Genomic DNA, 20,428 nt, shown 5'->3' on the forward strand with positions numbered 1-20,428 from the left:
AGATCAGGTCGCTGCCCTCTCGCCGGTCAGTTGCTCGTGGAGCGCCCTGGCGTACAGCGAGATCCGGCTGGAGCTCTTGCGCGCCGCGAGGGCGGTCACCGCGGGGATCTCGCCCCGCGCCGCCGACCAGCGCGCGAGGCGGGCGGCCAGCGCGACCAGGTCGGTGTGCACGGCGGTGGGACGGGCGCCCGGCGCGGGCAGCAGCAGCGGCAGGGCCGTGGTGAGGGCGCGCCACACCTGCTCGTGGGTTCCGTGCATGGACTCCTCGGCGAGCGCGTTCACCAGGGCCCGCAAGGTGATCTCGCCCCTGAGCACCCGCGCGGCGAACTCCTCGCCGAACTCCTCGGCGGGCAGACCGCCCGTCGCGGCGAACCTCCGGAAGACCCAACGCGCCGGGTTCGGGTCGTCCGGGAGAAACCGGTGCGCGAGCAGGACCGCGACCGCCCGCCCCGCCGGGCCGGTGGTGTCCGCGAGGTCGGCCAGGCGCCGCGTGGGCAGCGCGACACTCCAGTCAGGTATCGGCTGATGCGCCACGAGGTGGGCGGCGACCACCTCCCGGTGGGCGGGCAGGACGGCGGCCCACCAGTCCATGTGCTCGCCTAGGTGCCCGCCGGTCACCGCGTTGACGTGCAGGGGCTGCGCGGCGAGCAGTTCGTCGACCAGCGGCAGCCCGGTGGGTTCCGCGTGCACGGCCACCGCCATCCACACCCGTCCCAGCTGGCCGTCGTCCTCGCCCGACCAGGTCACCCGCACCTCGGGATCGGGCAGCCCGCCCTCGGCCATCCACCGGGCCGCCGCACGCCCCTCCTCGGACACCAGCCCCCCGGCGCGTACGGCCACCGCCGGGTCGATCTCGCGCGGCAGCCTGAGCAGCGCCTGCTGGAAGTCGGCGGGCAGCGGCCTGAAGCCCGCGAGCTCCAGGGACTCCAGCCTGGTCACCAGCTCCGCCGGGTCGAGCAGGCCGTTCGACAGGGTCGGCGTGGCGAGCAGCAGCGGCGGCAGGGTGCCCGACCGCAGCGCGTCGAGGATCTCCGCGTAGCGCCGCAGCAGGAACAGGTGCGGCGGCGAGCCGCCATGAGGCCCGGGCAGCAGGTCCGGTTCCTTGAACACCATGGGCGGCAACCCGTCCTCCCGCCTGGACTCGTTCGCCATCGCGGCGAAGGGCGGCACGATCGCCCAATCGGGCGTGACCAGCACCGCCGCGAAGGCGGCCAGCCAATGGTGGTGCCTGGGCCAAGGGGTACGGGCCCGAGGCCGGGCGAACGGGGCCACCGCCTCCCGCAGTCCCTCCCGGTCCAGCGCGGCCAGCCGGACGAAGGCGGCCAGCGCGCGTTCGGCCTGCCGCCAGTTCTTCTCCGGGTAGATCGCGGCCAGTTCCGCCGGAGACCGCGGAGGCGCGACGAGCGGCACCGGCCCCGGGGGAACGGGCAGTGTGCCCGGAACGAGCACCTCCTCCGGCTCGGGCTCGGGCTCCGGCTCCTCGACCCGCTCCCCGCCGATGACCGCCACCAGCCGGTTGTACAGCTCCGGCGGCAGCATCCCCGCCGAATCGCGCAGCACCTCCACCCCGCCCGGACCGACATACCTGGCCAGCCGTACCGCCCGCTCCTGCACCGCCCGCGTCCGGTGACCGAACACCACCGCCAGGGCGGGGGCGAACTCGTCGGCCCGGTGCGGCTCCAGCCGGACCACCTCCTCGAACCAGCTCAACCCCGCCCGAACCAGCCCGCCCTCCGTGCGGAACAGCAGCCCCTCCACCGCCTCACCCGGGTCGAACCCGGGCAGTCGCCGCACATGCTTCAGCGCCATCTCGGCGACCGGGCCCGGCGCGGCGGGCAGCAGCCGTACATAGTCGACGGTGTGCGGCCTGATCTCGGCCGGAGTGGGGGCGAGCTGCTCGTGCAGGCGGACGAAGAAGCGCAGGTCCCGGCCGTCGCCGCCGAGCAGGAAACGGCGTCGGCACCCGTCCAGCAGCGCTCCGCGATCCACCCGCCCCTCCGCCGCCAGAGCGCACAGGGTATCGGACCACGAACCCGGGTCACCGCTCAGCAACCGGCCGACACCCTCGGTCTCGAACAGCCGCGGCAGCAGGTGATCGAGCAGCGGATCGTCACGCAACTCGTCGAGCCGCACCCCCCACGCCACCCAGCCGGTCACCAGCGGGTCATGCGCGGGCGGCACCACCTTGGTACGGCGAAGCAGGCCCAGCGCCGGCGCCAGGTTCGGGTCGGGAATGCTCACCTGGCGCTGACGGCGGACCTTGAGCGCCAGCCGTACCGCCAGATCGGCCTGCCAGGCCGTCGGCCGTGCGGCGATCACCTCCAGCAGCAGGTCGGTCGCGCGGCCCACGTTCCAGCGGTCGAAGCGCCTGTTGTTGATCCACGCCACCACGGCCGCGGCCCCGCCGATCGTGCCCGCACCGGCGAGCCGCATCGGGTCGATCCAGCCGTCCCACCGGGGCGCCTCGCCGTAGCCGCCCCGGTTCCAGGTGGCTGCCCAGAGCTGGTGGTGCCGCTCCTCGCTGATCTCCCCGGCATCCCGCAGCCGCCGCAGCTCCTCCTGCTCGGCCAGCATGGCCCGCTCCTGCTCAGCGTCCCAGTCCGCTCGCGCCTGACACTCCCTGTCCCAGGCCACCGCGATGTAGCCCGGCAGCTCCCCGGCCACCTCCTTCCGGCCCACCTCGTCGAGCGCCGCCACCTTCCGCACGATCCCGGCCGAGTCTCCGGCATCGATGAGCTCACGCACCTCGTCCCAGTCCGAACGCTGGGGGGAGTTATCCATGATCGTGGAGCGTAGGACGCCGCACCGACAAGTTCACCCCGCGACGGCGGCCCGGCGGAACAGGTGGGCGGGCATCTCCGCGTCGAGCTCCCAGGTGATCGGCATGGGCCGCTCCCCCCCGCGATGCGTGACGTAGCGCGCCGTGCCGGTAGGTCTTGCGGATGGATTTCGTGGACATGCGCAACGACGGCACCGAGGTGGCGAGCGTCCTGTGGATCTGCAGCCCCGTCAGCGGCGGCGGCCAATAACCTTGTCCAGGTGACCGACCCCATCCAGCGGCCCACCGCCCGCATCCTCCTGGCCGACCACCGCGACCACCTGCTCCTGTTCCAGGGGGCGGACGGCACCTGGTTCACCCCCGGCGGCGGCGTCGACGAAGGCGAGTCCGTCGACGCGGCGGCGGCCCGCGAACTCCGCGAGGAAACCGGCCACCACGTCACCCCCGCCCTCCTGGGCCCGCTGGTCGCCACCACGGCAGGCCACTGGCTGGGCGGCTGGGACGGCCTCCTGTACTACTCCGTCGAGTCCTACTTCTTCCTCCGCGTCCCCGACTCCACCATCGACACCTCAGGCTTCACCGACTACGAACGCACCGACATCACCACCCACCACTGGTGGCCCCTCCCCGACCTGCGATCCACCACCGAAAACATCATCCCCTGGGGCCTGCCCGCCCTCCTGGAACGCCTATTCGCCGGAGACATCCCCACGAATCCAGTCAAACTGCCGTGGCATCACCCGGAATACGCCCACCTCGTCGAAGGCGCATAGGTCTTGGAGCACCCAGCGGAGGGGGTTGAGGGTCCGGCCATGCACCGAGGAACTTGTAGACGGCCCGCAAGTGTGTCCTGAGTTCTGTCGGAGGACCAGGCGATCGACTGCGGCGACGGTACGGCGGGCCGCGCCGCGTTCGACTGCGGCACGGAGGATCGTCAGGTGTTCGGCAAGTTGGTCGAACACCTGACCCGCCGTGGTCCGGTCGATCCGGCGAAAGCGCCATCGGGCCAGGTGGCGGCGACAGCCTCTGAAGGGTTATCTGAAAGCAGAGCTCCCGGTGAGCGCCTGTCCGAGGGTGAGGGCGTGGACCTCCTCGGTGCCTTCGTAGGTTGCGACGCTTTCCAAATTCAGCATGTGCCGCATCACCGGGTACTCCAGGGTGATCCCGCTTGCCCCGTGCATCCCCCTGGCGATCGCCGCCACCCGCTGGGCCGACCGTACGTTGGCGAGTTTGCCGAAGCTGATGTGTGAGTGGTGCGCCTGTCCCGCGTCCTTGAGCCTGCCGATGCGGAGCGCGGTCAGCATGGCGTGGTTGACGTCGATGAGCAGGTCGGCGAGCTTGCGCTGGGTGAGCTGGAAGTCCGAGATCGGCCGCCCGAACTGTACGCGGGCCTTGGTGTAGTCGAGCGCCGACTCGAAGCACGCCCGGGCCGCGCCCGCCGCCCCCCAGACGATCCCGTACCGGGCCTCCGACAGGCATGACAGCGGCGCCCTGAGCCCGGACGCCTCCGGCAGCAGCGCGTCGGCGGGCAGGCGGACGTCCTGCAGCACCAGCTCGGACGTGATCGACGCGCGCAGTGACAGCTTCTTGTGGATCACGTTCGCGGTGAAGCCGGGCGTCCCGGCCGGGACGAGGAAGCCGCGGATCCCGTCGTCGGTGGCGGCCCAGACGACGGCCACGTCGGCGACGGAACCGTTGGTGATCCACATCTTCGTGCCGTTCAGCACCCAGTCGGACCCGTCGCGCCGGGCCCGGGTGCGCATGGAGCCGGGGTCGCTGCCGGAGTCCGGCTCGGTCAGGCCGAAGCAGCCGATGGCCTCCCCGGCCGCCATCCTGGGCAGCCATTCCTGGCGCTGCTCCTCGCTGCCGTAGTGGTGGATCGCGGTCATGGCCAGCGAGCCCTGCACGGAGACGAAGCTGCGCAGCCCGCTGTCGATGGCTTCCAGCTCACGGCAGGCCAGGCCGTAGCCGACCGCGTTGGTCCCGGCGCAGCCGTACCCCTCCAGGTGCATGCCGAAGACGCCGAGTGCGCCGAATCCCTTGGCGACCTCGCGGACGGCGGGGATGGTGCCCGCCTCGAACCAGTCGGCAACGTGCGGGAGCAGTTCGGCGGTGCCGTAGTCGCGCACGGCGTCGCGGATCGCGCGTTCCTCCTCGGTGAGGTCCTGGTCGACTGCGAGGAAGTCGTGGGCGTCGGGGTTGTTCAACGGTTCGCACCTTCCATGAGGGCCTGGCGGACCACGCCGTCGCTTTCGAGGCGGCGGATCTCTTCGTCGGTCAGGTCGAGCTCGGCGAGCACCTGCCTGGTGTGCTGGCCGTGCAGCGGCGGGGGTTCGGTTCGGGGGGCGTCGCCGGTCACGGTGAAGCCGGTGCGGACCAGTTCGAGCAGGCCCGCGGTCGGGTGGTCGACGGTGATCGTCGCGGGGTCCTCGGCGGCGCGGACGGCTTCGAGCACGCCGCGGATCTTACCGACGGGCACGCCCGCGCGCAGCAGCGCCTCGGTCCACTCGGCGGCGGTGCCGGTGCGGAAGTGCGCGCCCAGCTCGGTGACCAGCTCGTGCCGGTGCCGGACGCGCAGCGGGTTGGTGGTGTAGCGCGGGTCGGCGGCCAGGTCGGGCCGCCCGATGGCGGCGCACATCTTGCGGTACAGCGCGTCGTTCCCGGCCGCGACGGTGAAGCCGCCGTCGGCGGCCTGGAAGGTCTGGTACGGCACGATCGTCGGGTGCGCGTTGCCGTACGTCTCCACCTCCTGGCCGGTGACCAGGGCGTTCTGGGCGACGTTGGTGAGCGCGGACAGCGCCGACTGCAGCAGGGACACCTCGACGCGGGCGCCGACGCCGGTGAGCGCCCGCCGGTAGAGGGGGCCGAGGATGGCGACGGCGGCGTTCAGCCCGGCGAGCACGTCCGACATGGCCACGCCGATCTTGGTCGGGTCGTCGCCGGTGATGTGCATGAGGCCGCTCTCGGCCTGGACGACCGCGTCGAAGCCGGGGCGCTGGGAGCGGCCGAAGCCGGTGATGGAGCAGTAGACGACACCGGGGTTGGCCTGCCGTACCGCGTCGTAGTCGATGCCGAGGCGGGCGGCGACGCCCGGCCGGAAGTTCTCGATGACCACGTCGGCCCGCTCGCACAGCAGTGCGGCGACGCGGCGGCCCTCGGGGTGCTTCAGGTCGACGGCGATGTCGCGTTTGTTCCTGTTGACGGCCAGGTAGTAGGCGGCCTCGCCGCCGACTTCGGGCGGACCCCACGCGCGGGTCTCGTCTCCCTCTCCGGGGCGCTCCACCTTGACGACGTCGGCGCCCAACTCGGCCAGCAGCATGGTCGCGTACGGCCCGGCGAGCACGCGGGAGAAGTCGGCGACCCTGATCCCGGCCAGCGGCTCTCGATGCAAGTGATCTTCTCCATGTCATGAAAAAGGAGGGATGGAAGGATGGTCAGCCGCAGGGGCGATGATCCGCAAGCCTTCCCGCCAGATATTTAATTTCGGATCCAATATTCTCAGACTCATGGCGCACGCGCAGCCGTCGGAGGGAGCGGGTACGCCTTGTCATGATGAACGGCAAGATCAGGCGGAACCACAGAGCGGACTAGACACACATGGACATCGAGGCCAGACCGCCCCAGACGACCCAGCAGTACGTCTTGGACCAGCTGCGCAGGGCGATCCTCACGGGCAAGCTGGCGCCGGGCGCCCCCATCCGGCAGGACGCGCTGGCCGAGCAACTCGGCGTCAGCAGGGTCCCGCTGCGCGAGGCGCTGAAGATCCTCGAGGGCGAGGGTCAGGTGACCTACCGGCCCAGGCGCGGCTACGTGGTGGCCGAACTCGCCCTGGAGGACTTCCTCGAGGTCTACCGGCTGCGGCGGATCCTTGAGGAGGAGGCCGCCCGCCAGGCGCTCGACAAGATCACTGACGCGGACGTGACACGGCTGGAGGAAGCGCACGCCGACGTGGTCAACGCCGGGCAGGCCGGCGACATCACCGCGATGGCCGCCGCCAACCGGCGCTTCCACTTCACGCTGATCGACGCGGCCGGGATGCCGCGCCTGCGCCGCTTCCTGAGCATCCTGTGGGACGCCACGGACGTGTACCGCTCCCTGTACTACAGCGAGGAGACCAACCGGGACCGGGTCGACCACGAGCACCACGGCATCATCGAGGCGGTCCGCGCCCGCGACGCCGACGAACTGGTGCGCCGCCTCGACGAGCACCGCGCGGGCACGGTCTCTACCTTCCGCGATTTCACCGCGAAACGGGAGACGTGACACTCACCATCACCAACGCGCGGCCTTTCCACACTCCCGGGCTCAGGACGGTCACCGTCACCGGCGATCGGATCGCGGCCGTCGGGGACGCCGCTCCCGTTGGTCGCGAGGGTGTGCCCGGCATGAGAGTCGACCGTAGAGAGGCTGAATATCCCCCGGATACGCCCAAGTGTCGCCGCGATGTCCAGGACCTTACCGGAAATGATCAATCTCTGACCGGGCCGAAGAACCATGATTATTCTCGGCGCCGACCACTGTTCCTGGATTCCTCATCCCCGGGAATCTCTCGCCGCCCCGTTCGCGAGTCGGCTGACGGGGGAGTGGCCGGATGAGGCCAGACGATGGCACTGCTTTCGGCGATCTCCTTTCGTTACTGGAGGGGCGGAAGCGTCAGATGTGTCGCTGAGGGGACGAGTAAAAGGTTTGCGGGGCCTGGTTTTCGATCTCGGAGCTGCGGCTTCGCGCCAGGTCGGCAAGGGTGGCGCGGCCGCACCGGGGGATGGAAGAGGGGCAATTGGGTGGTCCGTAATGAAATCGGGTGTTAACTCCGTTTGTTTGCGGTCTGGCCTGACATGTTGTGGTCATTGTGAGTATTGAGGTGGCTTCCTAACCTCGTCGAGGTGGGCCCTCAGGGCCCGGCCGGGAGGCGAACAATGGCGTTCATGCGGGCCAAGACCACAGGCTTCACCGGGATCATCCCGACACGGGAAGCCCCGTGGAGAACAAGGTTCCTGCGGGGCGAGCGGGTCGCACAGATCAGCGAGACGGCGCTGGAGTGGGAGGGGCCGCTGACAGACATCCAGCCACTGAGACTGTTGCCCGAGCCGTACGCCAGCTGCAGCGAGGCCGCGCTCGACCTCCACGTGCCGCATACCACTACGCGGCACGTGTTCATCGCCGGGGACCGGTGCCTGGACTGGGATTGGCGCGAGGGACAGAAGTATGAAGGGCTGGTCACCGACCTGCCCAACTTCGGGCGCCACCTCCCAGCCGAATACCGCAGCGACGTGGACGTCGCGATGCAGGTGGCGGGCACCCCGTGGAAAACCCTCCTGATCAAGGGCGAGCGGTGCGCACTGATCGTCTGGGGTCAGGGCGTCGAGTACGAAGGGCCGTTGACCGCACGAGGTGAGGCGGGGTGGAAGATGCTGCCCGCGCAGATGCGCGGCGACTTCGACGACGCCCTGATGCTCTATGCCGGAGGCAACAACCGGACTGTGTTCATCAAGGGCGACCAGGCGATGGACTTCCACTGGATCAACGGCCCTACGAAGATCGGCACGTGGGCGGAGGTCCTGCCGGGGCTCGGCGCCTTACCCGCCGCCTACCAGACTCCCCGGCTGCCGGCTGCGGGGCGTTTCTCCGGCACAACCGACGATGTGCGGGTCGACCTGCGCGTCGATCTGGTAGGCGCGCTGCCGGTGGTGTCCGGTGACCTGTTCGACGTCGCCGACGGCGACTACCTCAACTCCTTCGTCCTGGAGGGCGGCCAGCCCGTCACGCTGCCCGCCACCATCACCGGAACCGCGAAGTTCGCCTTGCCCACCACTACGCCGAAGGTTTCGGTGGAGGTGGACCTGCTCGCTCCCGGCGGCACCGCCACCCTCACCTACAGCGCGGCCGACGGATCGGACGCCACCACCTTCACCTGCTCCTACGTCTCCCGGTTCCTGCGCACCATCGACTGGGAGGTCGACGCCGTGGTGGGCACCGAACTGGCCCCCCAGTACTTCACCGGCACCGATCCCCGCCCGCCCGGCCTGGCCGAGAAGCTGATCACCGTCCAGTCGGCCTACGCCGAGGTCGGGATCGAACTGCGCGCGGCCGGTACGGTCAACGAGATCGGCATCGACAAGGCAGATAAGGACCTGTTGTGGTCCGATGCCGAGCTCCATGCCGCGATGGTCAGCAACTTCAGCGGCCACCGAGACACCCGGCAGTGGAAGCTGTGGAGCTTCGTCGCCACCCGTCACGTCGAGGATAACCGGGGCATCCTGTTCGACTACCACGATGACTTCCAACGTCAAGGGATGGCCGTGTTCTACGACGAGCTGAAGGAGGACGGGCCGGAAACACGCAAGACGATGCGCACCTGGGTGCACGAGATCGGCCACGCCCTCAACCTGGAACACTCCTGGGAAAAGCACCTGGCCAAGCCCGCGCAGCCGCTCGGGCCGCGGAAGGGCCACGGCGACCTGTCGTGGATGAACTACGACTGGCAGTACTGGCCCGAGGGCGATGATACGGGCAGCATGGCCAAAGCGGACCGCATAAAGGCCTACTGGGATGCCTTCGCCTACCAGTTCACCGACAATGAACTGCGGCATCTGCGCCACGGCTTCTACAAGAACATCGTCATGGGCGGCGAAAAATGGGGGACCAACTCCGCCGACCGCTCGGCCGATCGTCCTGCCCGGACGCAGTACGACCTGCCCCCGGCCAGCCGATCCGGGTTGCGGCTGGAGCTGTACGGACGCGAGTCCTTCTCCTACGGCGAACCCGTCGTCACCGAGATCAAACTGGCCCTGGACGGCGCCACCGGCCAGACAGACGCCTTCCCCAGCATCAGCCCCCGCGGCGACAACCTGACCATCCTGGTCACCGACCCGGCCGGGGCCATCCGCCCATTCCGGCCGATCGCCCGCGCCTGCGGCAGCCTCGACCGCCGCGTCACCCTCGACGCCGGCGCCCCCGCCCTCTACGACAGCGCCTACCTCGGCTACGGCGCCGGCGGCCTCACCTTCCCCACCGCCGGCACCTACCGGTTGCGCGCCCTCTACAACGCCCCTGACGGCTCCACCGTCACCTCCCCCGAACACACCATCCAGGTCAGCGCGCCGCGCAACGAGCAGGACCGGCAGGCCGGCGACCTGCTGATCGGCTCCCAGCAGGGCACCCTGCTGGCCCTGCTCGGCTCCGACGCCCCGCAACTGGCCAAGGGCAACGCCGCCCTGGATGAGCTCATCACCTCCCACCCCGACCACCCGCTGGCCGTGTACGCACTGATGGTCAAGGGCACCAACGCCGGCCGCCACTTCCTCACCCTCGGCAAGGACGGCATCGCCGTGCGGCCCGCCGAGACCACCACCAGCATCGAACAACTCGGCACCGTCGTGGAGACCACCATCGACCCCGGCACCGACACCGGAGTCGACAACATCACCCTCAACACCACCATGCGCCGCCTGGCCAGAGCGCACGCCCGCGCCGGAGACCTCAAACAGGCCGACCTCGTCCTGGACCAGCTCGTGGACACCTTCCGCGACAAGCACGTCCCCGCGCCCGTCCTGGCCACCATCGCCGAACAAGCCGAAACCGCCCGTACCGAGCTCCACTCGCCCGCGACTCCTCCCGCCTGAGCGCCACCGGTAGATAAGTGAGCCCACTTTCTGCGATGGAACAGAGTCCGGCGTTGACCATGTTCAGGCTGACGGCGAGCTAGGGCTCGCTGACCAGTAGGAACCGCGTTAACACCGGATTCCGTTCCAAATCTCTCTGCCCAATGACTCCAGGAAGCGCAGCACCGCGTGCCGCAGCCCGGTGAACCTTCCCGGTCACAGCACCAGCGCCCGCGGGCGCGGCGGGCCGTTGTGCGCGGCTCATGAGATAATCAGTTCTACGTAGCCCTCTCGGCCTCGGGTGCAAGCAGCCCCGGGCGAGAGGGTTTTTTCGTGCCCGCGTTCGCGGTGCCGCATCTCCCGCTCAGCCGTTCAAGGAGTCCTCGATGAAGCTCGGCCTGACCTGCCCCCGTTTCACCTGGCCCGGTGGCGACGCCGCCATCGCCGGGCGGTTCGCGGCCGTCGCCCGCGGCGCCGACGAGGCGGGGCTGCACAGCCTGTGGGTGATGGACCATTTCTTCCAGATCCCCAACTTCGGCTCGGTGCAGGATCCGATGCTGGAGGCGTACGGCGCGCTGTCTTACGCCGCCGCCCTCACCAGCCGGGTCACGCTGGGCGCCCTCGTCACGGGCTGCTGCTACCGCGAGCCCGGCCTGCTGGTGAAGCAGGTCAGCACCCTGGACGCGCTCTCCAATGGCCGTGCCGTCCTCGGCATCGGCGCGGGCTGGTACGAGCGGGAGGCCCGCGGCCTCGGCCTCCGCTTCCCCTCCCTGGCCGAACGCTTCGAGCGACTGGAGGAGACGCTCCAGATCGCCAGGCAGATGTGGAGCGAGGACGACAAGCCGTACGAGGGCCGCCACTACAGGCTGGAGCGCACGCTCAACGCGCCGCAGGCACGCCCGCCGATCCTGGTCGGCGGCAGCGGGGAGCAGAAGACCCTCCGCCTCGTCGCCGAGTACGCCGACGCCTGCAACCTCCTGCACGGCGCGGACGTACGGCACAAGCTCGGCGTGCTGCGCACCCACTGCGAACGACTGGGGCGGCCCTACGAGGAGATCGAGAAGACTCTGCACCTGCGCATCCCCGACGGCCAGAGCGTTGAGGAGAGCGTCCAGCGCTGCGGCGACCTGGCCGCCTTGGGCATCGACCACGTCATCGTCGCCGTCCCCGACGCCGCCGCCGACTCCTCGCTCACCCACCTGGCCGCACTCGCCGCACAGATCTCCGTCATCACCCCGGCCGGGCGCTGAGGTCCGGCGGGATCGTGCCGGAGCCGAGCCGGTCGCGTAGAGCTTCGAGGTCGGCATTTAGGTAAGAATAGGGTTCCATATGCCTCGTACCTCTGCGGCCACGTCTTGCGCCGACCGGCCGTCGGTGTCGATGCGCAGGTCACCGGTCGCGGCGCGTTCGAGTGCCTCGGCGTCGCGTGCCGCCCGTTCGGCGATGCGGCGCAGGGGTTCGGGGCCCAGACCCCTCAGCTCATCACCCGGCATCGCCGGGCCCTCCCCCCGGCCGCGCCGCGCGACGCGATCGGCCAGCGTGGCGGGCCCGGCGTGCAGACGGCACACCGTCACCGACGATCCGGGAAGCAGTTCGGCGTAGCCGCGGACGGTGTCGTCGGGGTCGGCGTCCCCGGAGACGATCAGGCACCGGGCGCCGGCCGCGCGATATCCCGCCCAGACGGCCGCGAGGTTGCGCGCCTTGAGGCGGTGGCGGCCCGGATCGTCGTCCGCGGCGGGACGCAGCGCGCCGATCTGCTTCACATCGACGTAGGCGGCTCGCACTCCAGCCCGGAAGACCTGCGAGAAGACCTCGTAGCCGACCGTCGACTTCCCGACCGCGGTGGCACCGGAAAACCACAGCACCGGGATCGGGGCGGCGTCGCCGCGCGACGCCGGCGGGTGGGGAGTGAAACCGCCGGGAGTCGCGGCCGAGGCGGCGCGCGGCCATCCACCGGCCCGCTCGCGGACCAGCCGGGCCGTCTCGGACACGGCCAGCCCGTCGGTGTCCACACAGAGCTCGGCGAAGGCGCCGCGGTCCAGCGACTCCGCCTCGGCGACGGCCTCGTCCGCCAGATCGGGGCGCCACCCCCGAGCGAGAAACCGCTCCTTGAGCTCGGCGGTGCCGACGCGCAGCCGACACAGTGTCAGCGCGGCGTCCGGGAGAAGCTCCGTGTACTCGCGAACCTCCTCGGGGGTGTCGACGAAGCCCGACAGGACCACGCACTGAGCCCCCTCCCGGCGAAGGTTGGGCCACATCGCGGCGAGATTCCGCGCCCGGACCCGATGAGGGCCGCCCTCCGGGACGGGATGGCACAGGCCGATCTGGTCGCCGTCGAGAAACACCGTCCTGACGCCGCTCCGGCTCAGCTGCGCGAACACCTCCCAGCCGACCGAGGATTTCCCGACACCGGACGGCCCGTACAGCCAGAGCAGGGGCAGCGGATCGTTGTTCATTCGCGTGACGGTAGCTGGCCGGAGCTCACGTCCACCACGGAGTAAAACCCCCAAGACGCTCAGGCTCGGCCGGGAGGGTCTGGGGGGCCGAGTTCGCGGGCCAGGTTGGGATGGCTGACAGGACGTGGTCGTGGAAGGCGCGGACGGCCGGGGTGAGGCGTCCGGTGGCGGGTCTGACCAGGCCGATCGTTCTGAACAGGGCGGGCTCCAGGCGGATCTCGGCCACCCCGGGCGGAGGCGCGGGCTCGAACCTGGGCAGCAGTGCCACCCCGAGCCCGGCGCCGACCAGCCCGCGAACCGTGTCCGACTCCTGGCCCTCGAAGGCGATTCTCGGCTGGAAGCCCGCCGCCGCGCACAGCTCGTCGGTGATCTGGCGCAGGCCGTACCCCTGTTCCAGGGTGACGAAGGGCTCGTCGGCCAGTTCGGCCACCCGTACCCGGCGGCGGTGGGCCAGGCGGTGGGTGCCCGGTACGGTCAGTACGAGTTCCTGGTCGGCCAGTGGCACGCCGCTGAACTCGGGGTCGTCGGACGGCAGCGGCGCGACCATGACCAGGTCGATCTCGCCGTGGCGCAGCCGCCGCAGCATCTCCTGCCGGGAGCCCTGTACCAGGCTGAGCCGTACCCCGGGGTGGTGCTCGCGGAAGCCGCGGACCAGGGCGGGCACGAGTGAGCGGCCGAGCAGGTGCAGGAAGCCGAGCACGACGCGGCCGGTGGCCGGGTCGGCCTCCTCCCGCACCTCCCTGGCCCCGGCCTCGACGACGGCGAGCGCGCGGGCGGCGGCGTCGGCCAGCGTCCGCCCGGCCCTGGTCAGCCGGACGCCGCGACCGGCGGGCACGGTCAGCGGCGCGCCGACGGCCGCCGACAGCGCGGCCAGCCGTCTGCTGGCCGTGGGCTGCGGGATCCCGAGCAGCTCGGCCGCCCGGGTGACGTGCTCGGTCTCCCTGATCGCGACCAGCAGGGCGAGGTTGGGCGCGAGCCCCCATTCATCCACCACAGTATGAATTCTCGCATATTTCGACATTGGACGTATTTATTAGCTTGGCTTAGTTTCGTGGATGTGGTTACCGATGTTCTTGCCCGTCCGATTCCCTCCACCGGCCGGGGCCGGGTGACGGTCGCCGTGGCGGCGGCGGGGTTGTCCTCCTTCGCCCTGCTCTACGCGCCGCAGGCGGTGCTGCCGCAGCTCGCCGCCGAGTTCGGGCTCGATCCAGGTGGCGCCTCGCTGGCGGTCGGCGTGGCCACGGGAGCGCTCGCGGTCGCGGTGCTGCCGCTGGCCGCGCTGTCGGAGATCGTGGGCAGGCGGCAGATGATCCTGGTCTCGGTGATCGCCTCCGTCCTACTCGGGCTGCTGCTGCCGCTGGCGCCGTCCTTCGATGCGCTGCTGGTCATGCGGGCACTGCAGGGCGTGGCCATCGCGGGCTTCCCGGGCGTCGCCTCCGCCTACCTCATGGAACGGCTGGGCGCGAAGGGCGTCGCCGCCGCGGTCGGCGCGATGGTGGCGGGCAACTCGGTCGGCGGCATGGCGGGCCGGCTGGGCGCCGGGTTCGTCGCCGAGCCGCTCGGCTGGCACGGCGCGCTGCTGCTGGTCGCGGCGGTCTCCCTGGTGTGCGCGCTGGTGACAGTCTGCACGCTGCCGCCCGCCGGGCCGCGCTCCCGGGCGGGCTCGGCCGATCTGCTCGCCGGCCTGCGCGCCGCGCTGAGCCGCCCCAGCCTGCTCGCCCTGTACGGCGTGGCCGCCGCGGGCGCCGGCGCGTTCGTCGCCCTCTACAACGCCGCGGGCTTCCGGCTGATCAGGGACCCGTTCGGCCTGGCCCCCGCCATCGCCTCCCTGCTCTTCCTCGCCTACGCCATGGGCACGCTCTCCTCGGCGGTCGCCGGACGGCTGGCGGGCAGGTTCGGCCAGGGCCGGGTCCTGACGGCCGCGATGCTCGTCACCGTCCTCGGCACCCTGCTCACCCTGCCCGACTCGCTCCCCGTGGCGGTGGTCGGCTTCCTGCTGCTGACCGGCGGCTTCTTCGCCGCGCACGCGGTCGCCAACGGCTGGTCGGCGGCCCGCGCGCCGGAGGGGGCCCGCGGCCAGGTGTCCGGCATGTACACGCTCTTCTACTATCTGGGCAGCAGCGTCGGCGGCACGGTGGGCAGCGTCGTGTACGCGGTCGCGGGCTGGGCCTGGCTGGTCGCCCTGACCTCCGCCTGGCTCCTGCTGGCCACCTCGGCCATCCGCCTGGCCGCCCGCCCTGAGATCACCAAAGCCTGAAATATCAACTCTTGCCCGGTTTGTCGTGGTGGCTTTGAATGATCTCCAGATGGCTTGAATCAGGAGGAGCCGATGCATGGCTTACGGACGCCCGCAGTTGTCCTCACGCTGATCCTCACCACGGTCCTGGCCTCGGCGCCCTCCGCGCCCGCGGTCGCGGGGCCGCCTGAACCCGAGACGGCATCCCTCGTCACGATCTCCGTCCCCGACCGCGCCGCCATGGAACGGCTCGTCGCCTCGGGCGCGGACCTCACCGAACGGGTACGGCCCCAGCCGGACGGCAGCGTCCAGGTCGACGCGGTCCTCACCCCGAGCCAGCTCGCCGCCCTGCAGCCCCTCGGCATCGGCCTGGCCCCGTCCTCACCGGCCCAGGAGCGCCGCACCCCCGGCGCGGCCGCCCAGGACCAGATCGTCATCGAACGCGCGGTCTGGTTCAAGAACCGCGACGGCTACTTCCTCTCCGTCGAGGCGACCAGCAGCGCGGGCCCCGGCGCGGCGCTCACCGTCACCTGGCGCGACAGGAACGGCACCACCGGGGAGACGCCGATGGTGCCCTACACCGACGCCGGCGCCTACCTCGGCCACCAGCTCGCCACGCCGGTGCCGCTGGACGCCAAGCCGCCGCGCGGCGTCACCGTCACCTCGGCGGGCGGCGGCAAGGCGGAGGCCCGGCTCAAGGAGTGGCCGGACGGCGAGCGGCCCGACCGCAACGGCCACCGCTACCAGAAGGACTTCGTCAGCCAGTACATGACCCCGGCCCAGCTCAACGAGCGGGTCAAGTCGCTGCACCAGCGCTTCCCGAAGCTCACCGACATCATCACCCTGCCGAACAGGACCAACGGCTACCGGCGGCACGCGCAGGCGCAGTTCGGCGCGGTCGTGGTGACGTCCACCGCCTACGGCTCCGAGGGCGGCAACGACCTGGCCGTCGAGCTGGTCGACCCCGGTGCCCCCGGCCGGGCGCTCCGGGTGACGGTGAACGGCAAGCTGATCACCGTCAGCCTGGCAACCGACGGCTCTGGCGCGCTCACCAGCACCGGCGCCCAGGTGATCGCCGCGATCAACGCGGGGGCCGGGTCGCTGGTCAAGGCCACCGGCTACCGCGCCGACCCGGGCACGGGCGTCGTCGCGGCAGCGCCGCTCACCCAGCTCAGCGACTTCCTGAAGGCGCCCGCCGACGTCTCCCGCGCACCCCAGCAGGTGCTGGCGCTGCGGGTCGGCACCCGGCGCGACGGCTCGCGCACCGGCGTGCTCGCCTACGCCCAGGAGCACGCGCGCGAGTGGGTGACCCCGCTGGTCACCATCGAGGCGGCCGAGCGGCTGCTGCGCAACTACCAGCGCGACCCCGCCACTCGCAGGCTGCTGGAGCGGACCGACATCTTCATCGTGCCGACGGTGAACCCGGACGGCGCCAACTACAGCTTCTACGACTACAACCTGCAGCGGAAGAACATGACCAACCACTGCCCCGCGCAGCAGGCCGACCCGGCGCTGCGCAACACCTGGGGCGTGGACCTCAACCGCAACTACGCCGCCGGATCGCTGTTCGACGGCTACTTCGGCGCCTCGGCCAACTGCCAGAGCGGCAGCTTCGCCGGTCCGGCCGAGCACTCCGAGCCGGAGAGCCGCAACGTCATCTGGCTGGCCCAGCGCTACCGCAACATCAAGTTCGCGATGAACGTGCACAGCTACGGCGGCTACTTCATGTGGCCGCCCGGCGCCTACAAGCTCGACGGCCGCGTCACCCTGCCCAGGCCGACCGCCTCCCAGGAGGCGTACTTCCTGCGCTCGGCCCGCACCATCGAGGAGGCCATCGCCGCCGAGCGCGGCACCGTCACCTGGCCGCAGCAGACCGGGCCGGTGACCGACGTGCTCTACTCGGCGGCCGGGAACTCCGCCGACGAGCTCTGGTACGACTTCGGGATCTTCGGCTGGGACTTCGAGGTCGGCAGCGACGTGTGGAACCCGACGACCCGCCGATGGGAGGGCGTGGGATTCCAGCCCCCGTTCAGCGAGGGGCACGAAGAGGCGATGGAGTTCGCCTCGGGCCTGATCTCGCTGATCGGGGTCGCCGCCGACTACCGCGACCGCTGACCCGCGGCCCGTCCCCGTCAGCTCCTGACGGGGGCGGGCTTGCCAGCGAGTCGACGAACGGGGCCACCGCCACCGCCCGCGCCCTGATACGTCGATAAGGTCGGATTTCTATGGACAACGCAGAGCTTCTTACGCGGGTGCGCGAGCTGCGCGCCCAGGGCCGGTCGCCCAAGGAGATCGCCCGCGCCCTCGGCGTCTCGCCCTCCACGGTGGCGCCGCTGGTACGCGCCATCGCGGCGGAAGGCGACGGCGGCGGCCGGGCCGGAGAGGTCTTCGGCTGCTGGGTCAACACCGGGTGGAGCGTCGGCCTGGGCGTGGATGCCACGCGCGGCTGGACCGACGAGGCGCCCGGCGCGCAGGACACCGCCGGGATGGTCAGCGTGCTGGTCGCCCGGCGGCACGGCTGGGACAAGGTGTCGATCTGCGGCTACCTCGTCGACGTGTACTGCCTCGGCGTGAAGAACGTGCTCGGCCCCGACGTCATGGACGAGGTCAGCCTGCGCAAGACCCGCGAGTTCTTCTTCTCCGACTACGCGGGCTGGCAGGAGGTGCCCCTCGAACTGGCCAGACACCTCGTGTTCGGCGGCGTCGAGTACGCCAGGGGCCTCGGTTTCGAGCCGCACGAGGACTTCCCGCAGGTGTCCGGGCATCTGGGCGACCAGCCCGCCCCGCCGATCACCTTCGGCCGAGAGGGCAGGCCGTTCTACATGGCGGGCCCCCGGGACGACGCCCGCAAGGTCATCCGTACCCTGGAACGCGCGGTGGGCTCGGACGGCTTCGACGCCTTCGTCGGCGCCCGCCCCACGATCTGACCTCCGGCCCGGCTCGGACGCCGCTTCCCGGGCTCACCTCACGCCGGCGCGTGGGTGGGCCCGCGGTATCCGTCAGAACAGGGCGGATTGGGTCATCGACTCGGGCGACACGAAATCGCCGGTGGTGATCCGCAGCCCCTTCAACCCGCCGAGATCGATCACGAACCGCGTCGCATCGTCCGACGGCTGGGTACGCGCCAGAACCGCGGGTCCGGCGCACGCGTCGACGTGGAACCCGTGCTCTCCGGCCTGCAGGTCGTGCGGGTACCTGGCCCACCCGCCGGCGGGCGGTGAGTCCAGGAACATGTCCACCCCGGCCGGAGGCGTCCAGGGCTCGGCCTTCGGCGTCAAACCGGCGGTGTGGTCCCAACCGGCCAGCAGTTCGGAGACCTGCCCGACCGTCCGCGCGTGCTGGGCGGCGATGTCACGACGGGGGGCCGGTGCGGCCAGCGCGGCCACCTTGGCGTTTCGCCGCTTGGTCTGGGGCACGTTCAGGGCGCGGGTGATCGCGTCTTCCACGTTCCGCGCGACCTTGCCGTCCGAGGTCCTCGCCACGTAGGAGGCCATGGCGGCCCCCTGCTCGTCGACCCGTGACCTCTTTCTGAGCTCGGCCGCCGTCCCCACTTTGCTGGTGGCGTCGGCGAACGTGGCGATGTACAGCCAGTGCGGCTGGGCCATGTACCGGACGAGCGCGGACGAGGTGGAGCCGCCGATGTGGAAATGATGGGCCTGCCGGAATTCGTCGCGCGTCGCGCACTGCGCGCACTGGCCTCCCGACGCGGCCGGCTGGTGGGCCGGACACGGCACGAGTTCGGTGCCGATCTCGTCGACGAAGCCATATCTGCCCGTGCAATAGCGCTCGGGCGCGGTGACCCGAATACCCAGTCGCCGATTTCTTAACGGGACTTTCACGGTGGCCACCGTATTGATGTCGACGAGCTCGATCGCCGGGTTCTCCCGTTTCCAGGAAACCCCCAGGCACAGGTATTCCGAATTCCTTGATTCCATCGATGATCCGCCTTACTCATCGGGAGCCGCCAGGAATTGTGCATCGTACGCCATCAATGGAGAGGCAGGTGCGGGATCGGAGGCCGTCGACGAGGTCCCCGGCCCATGCGTCGAGCCGCTCCCGGGAGTCGGTCCCGCTGATCACGGACACCTGCCGCGTACGGGCCCAGCCCAGATACTCCCGCCGGACCTGTTCGAGGTAGCCCGCCCCGTTGGTCTCGAAGCGGTTGGCGTCGGCCTGGGTCGCCAGGCGGCGGGCGGCGACCGCTCCCGGCACGTCGACCAGGAGGGTGCGATCGATGGGCAGCGCCGCGGCGAGCACCGTCTCCAGTGCGTGCAGCAGGACGGAGCTGGTGCCGGCGACCGTACCGTAGGCGACGACGCCGCCCGCCCACCGCTCCAGGATGGTCAGATCGGCCTCGGGCCCTCGGAGAAGAGCGGCCGCGTGCAGGCGCGCGCTGGCGAAGGCGAGGGCTTCGGCGTCCGCGTCCAGGTCGGCGGTGCTCATGATGGCGGTGCGGACCCGGCGGCCGAACTCCGTGCGCTGCACCGGTTCGGCCATCGCGGCGGCCCGGCCCTCGGCCGCGCGCCAGCGGTCGGCGATGGCGGCGGCCAGCGTCGTCTTGCCGGCCCCGTTGATGCCTTCCAAACAGATGATCATTTGCCTGTCTCCTGAGGAAGGTGGGCGTGGTCTCCCAGGGATTCCGGCTCTTCGGAGAGGTCCTACAGCCCGGCCTCGATCATGCCGCGCAGGCGCTCGGTCTGCGGATAGACGAGCCAGTCGTGCTCTCCCTCGTCGGCCTTGAGCCAGCTGACGAGCGCCTTGCGGAAGAAGGCGGAGGGCGCGTTGTGAGCCGGAGCGATCATGGAGCCCGCCGAGCTCTGGATGGCGAGATAGGAACGGCCCGACTTCCCGACGATCTCCGCGGCGGACTCGATCCAGTCGTCACAGGGAGCCAGTCGGACGGCCGCCGACACGTCCTCGATGAACTCGCGCACGGGCTTCTCCGTGGCCACGAGATGCACATGCGCGTGGTCGTGGCACGAACCGCCCTTGTCCCGGAAGCTGAAGCTGCCGTGCTCGAACAGCACGATCTCGTGCCCTGTCCGCTCCGCGATCCGCTTGGCGACGTCGTCGCAGAGCGTGCGGAGCTCTGCGCGCTCCTCTTCGCCGAGCCAGCCGGTGGACAGCACATGGCGGCGGGGCACGATCAGCACATACCAGTCCGTCAGCGCGCCGACGCAGGGCACGACGACGAAGTTCGCGCTCTGGTGGAGCAGATAGTCGTCAGGGCTGGTCGCGACGCCGAGATCGTAGAAACTGTTGGCGGCACCCGAGATCTCATTGCAGAACGTGCAGATCTCTTCGTACGTGGGCGATGCGACTTCTGCCGGATTGGTCATCCGAAGCTCCCTCCGTC

At 70.7% G+C, this 20,428-nt stretch carries 15 protein-coding genes; 7 read left to right on the forward strand and 8 right to left on the reverse strand.

Annotation, left to right across the window (positions count from 1 at the left end; genetic code table 11):
• Positions 1 to 3: 3 nt before the first annotated feature.
• Positions 4 to 2,781 (reverse strand): DUF6493 family protein, encoded by a 2,778-nt coding sequence (locus ABZ911_RS02965; protein WP_358051087.1) that lies wholly within the window; start codon positions 2,779 to 2,781, stop codon positions 4 to 6.
• 258 nt (positions 2,782 to 3,039) lie between these two features.
• Between ABZ911_RS02965 and ABZ911_RS02970 the strand changes: the two genes are divergently transcribed.
• Positions 3,040 to 3,552 (forward strand): NUDIX domain-containing protein, encoded by a 513-nt coding sequence (locus ABZ911_RS02970; protein ID WP_358051090.1) that lies wholly within the window; start codon positions 3,040 to 3,042, stop codon positions 3,550 to 3,552.
• A 261-nt stretch (positions 3,553 to 3,813) separates the two neighbouring features.
• On the opposite strand, the gene ABZ911_RS02975 is transcribed toward ABZ911_RS02970, so the two are convergent.
• Positions 3,814 to 4,986, reverse strand: coding sequence for an acyl-CoA dehydrogenase family protein (locus tag ABZ911_RS02975; RefSeq protein WP_358051093.1), 1,173 nt, complete (start codon positions 4,984 to 4,986; stop codon positions 3,814 to 3,816).
• Positions 4,983 to 6,170 (reverse strand): CoA transferase, encoded by a 1,188-nt coding sequence (locus tag ABZ911_RS02980; RefSeq protein ID WP_358051096.1) that lies wholly within the window; start codon positions 6,168 to 6,170, stop codon positions 4,983 to 4,985. Before ABZ911_RS02980 ends, ABZ911_RS02975 begins: the two co-directional genes overlap by 4 nt.
• 206 nt (positions 6,171 to 6,376) lie before the next feature.
• Here ABZ911_RS02980 and ABZ911_RS02985 point away from each other — a divergent pair, with 206 nt between their 5' ends.
• The 3 genes from ABZ911_RS02985 to ABZ911_RS02995 all read left to right on the forward strand — a co-directional run bounded on the left by ABZ911_RS02985 (position 6,377) and on the right by ABZ911_RS02995 (position 11,630).
• The gene (locus ABZ911_RS02985; RefSeq protein ID WP_358051099.1) at positions 6,377 to 7,042 is read left to right on the forward strand and encodes a GntR family transcriptional regulator; all 666 of its coding nucleotides are present in this window, start codon (positions 6,377 to 6,379) and stop codon (positions 7,040 to 7,042) included.
• Positions 7,043 to 7,704: 662 nt separating this feature from the next.
• The gene (locus ABZ911_RS02990) at positions 7,705 to 10,401 is read left to right on the forward strand and encodes a hypothetical protein (RefSeq protein WP_358051102.1); all 2,697 of its coding nucleotides are present in this window, start codon (positions 7,705 to 7,707) and stop codon (positions 10,399 to 10,401) included.
• Between the two features lie 365 nt (positions 10,402 to 10,766).
• On the forward strand, positions 10,767 to 11,630 hold the full coding sequence (locus ABZ911_RS02995) for an LLM class F420-dependent oxidoreductase (protein ID WP_358051105.1): 864 nt from the start codon (positions 10,767 to 10,769) through the stop codon (positions 11,628 to 11,630).
• A 57-nt stretch (positions 11,631 to 11,687) separates the two neighbouring features.
• On the opposite strand, the gene ABZ911_RS03000 is transcribed toward ABZ911_RS02995, so the two are convergent.
• The gene (locus ABZ911_RS03000) at positions 11,688 to 12,836 is read right to left on the reverse strand and encodes an adenylyl-sulfate kinase (RefSeq protein ID WP_358051108.1); all 1,149 of its coding nucleotides are present in this window, start codon (positions 12,834 to 12,836) and stop codon (positions 11,688 to 11,690) included.
• A gap of 25 nt (positions 12,837 to 12,861) precedes the next feature.
• Positions 12,862 to 13,830, reverse strand: coding sequence for a LysR family transcriptional regulator (locus ABZ911_RS03005; RefSeq protein ID WP_358051111.1), 969 nt, complete (start codon positions 13,828 to 13,830; stop codon positions 12,862 to 12,864).
• 63 nt (positions 13,831 to 13,893) lie between these two features.
• Here ABZ911_RS03005 and ABZ911_RS03010 point away from each other — a divergent pair, with 63 nt between their 5' ends.
• The 3 genes from ABZ911_RS03010 (at position 13,894) to ABZ911_RS03020 (ending at position 17,999) form a co-directional block, all read left to right on the forward strand.
• A complete protein-coding gene (locus ABZ911_RS03010) occupies positions 13,894 to 15,093 on the forward strand; it encodes an MFS transporter (RefSeq protein WP_358051114.1) in 1,200 nt (399 codons plus the stop codon).
• A 72-nt stretch (positions 15,094 to 15,165) separates the two neighbouring features.
• A complete protein-coding gene (locus ABZ911_RS03015; protein WP_358051117.1) occupies positions 15,166 to 17,187 on the forward strand; it encodes a M14 family metallopeptidase in 2,022 nt (673 codons plus the stop codon).
• A gap of 110 nt (positions 17,188 to 17,297) precedes the next feature.
• Entirely contained in the window at positions 17,298 to 17,999 is a 702-nt protein-coding gene (locus ABZ911_RS03020; protein ID WP_358051120.1) for a helix-turn-helix domain-containing protein, read from the forward strand.
• 72 nt (positions 18,000 to 18,071) lie between these two features.
• Here ABZ911_RS03020 and ABZ911_RS03025 read toward each other — a convergent pair whose 3' ends face one another.
• The 3 genes from ABZ911_RS03025 to ABZ911_RS03035 all read right to left on the reverse strand — a co-directional run bounded on the left by ABZ911_RS03025 (position 18,072) and on the right by ABZ911_RS03035 (position 20,411).
• Entirely contained in the window at positions 18,072 to 18,911 is an 840-nt protein-coding gene (locus tag ABZ911_RS03025) for a DUF2797 domain-containing protein (RefSeq protein ID WP_358051123.1), read from the reverse strand.
• Between the two features lie 112 nt (positions 18,912 to 19,023).
• Complete coding sequence (locus tag ABZ911_RS03030) at positions 19,024 to 19,668, reverse strand: hypothetical protein (protein WP_358051126.1); 645 nt, start codon at positions 19,666 to 19,668, stop codon at positions 19,024 to 19,026.
• Positions 19,669 to 19,730: 62 nt separating this feature from the next.
• Complete coding sequence (locus ABZ911_RS03035) at positions 19,731 to 20,411, reverse strand: HIT domain protein (RefSeq protein ID WP_358051129.1); 681 nt, start codon at positions 20,409 to 20,411, stop codon at positions 19,731 to 19,733.
• Positions 20,412 to 20,428 lie beyond the last annotated feature (17 nt).

The organism is Nonomuraea sp. NPDC046570 (genome assembly GCF_040645915.1).
GTDB lineage: Bacteria > Actinomycetota > Actinomycetes > Streptosporangiales > Streptosporangiaceae > Nonomuraea.

Coding starts and splice junctions, on each gene's coding strand:
- ABZ911_RS02965 (WP_358051087.1), bottom strand. CDS start 2,781: ATGGATAACTCCCCCCAGCGTTCGGACTGGGACGAGGTGCGTGAGCTC.
- ABZ911_RS02985 (WP_358051099.1), top strand. CDS start 6,377: ATGGACATCGAGGCCAGACCGCCCCAGACGACCCAGCAGTACGTCTTG.
- ABZ911_RS02990 (WP_358051102.1), top strand. CDS start 7,705: ATGCGGGCCAAGACCACAGGCTTCACCGGGATCATCCCGACACGGGAA.
- ABZ911_RS02995 (WP_358051105.1), top strand. CDS start 10,767: ATGAAGCTCGGCCTGACCTGCCCCCGTTTCACCTGGCCCGGTGGCGAC.
- ABZ911_RS03000 (WP_358051108.1), bottom strand. CDS start 12,836: ATGAACAACGATCCGCTGCCCCTGCTCTGGCTGTACGGGCCGTCCGGT.
- ABZ911_RS03015 (WP_358051117.1), top strand. CDS start 15,166: ATGCATGGCTTACGGACGCCCGCAGTTGTCCTCACGCTGATCCTCACC.
- ABZ911_RS03020 (WP_358051120.1), top strand. CDS start 17,298: ATGGACAACGCAGAGCTTCTTACGCGGGTGCGCGAGCTGCGCGCCCAG.
- ABZ911_RS03030 (WP_358051126.1), bottom strand. CDS start 19,668: ATGATCATCTGTTTGGAAGGCATCAACGGGGCCGGCAAGACGACGCTG.
- ABZ911_RS03035 (WP_358051129.1), bottom strand. CDS start 20,411: ATGACCAATCCGGCAGAAGTCGCATCGCCCACGTACGAAGAGATCTGC.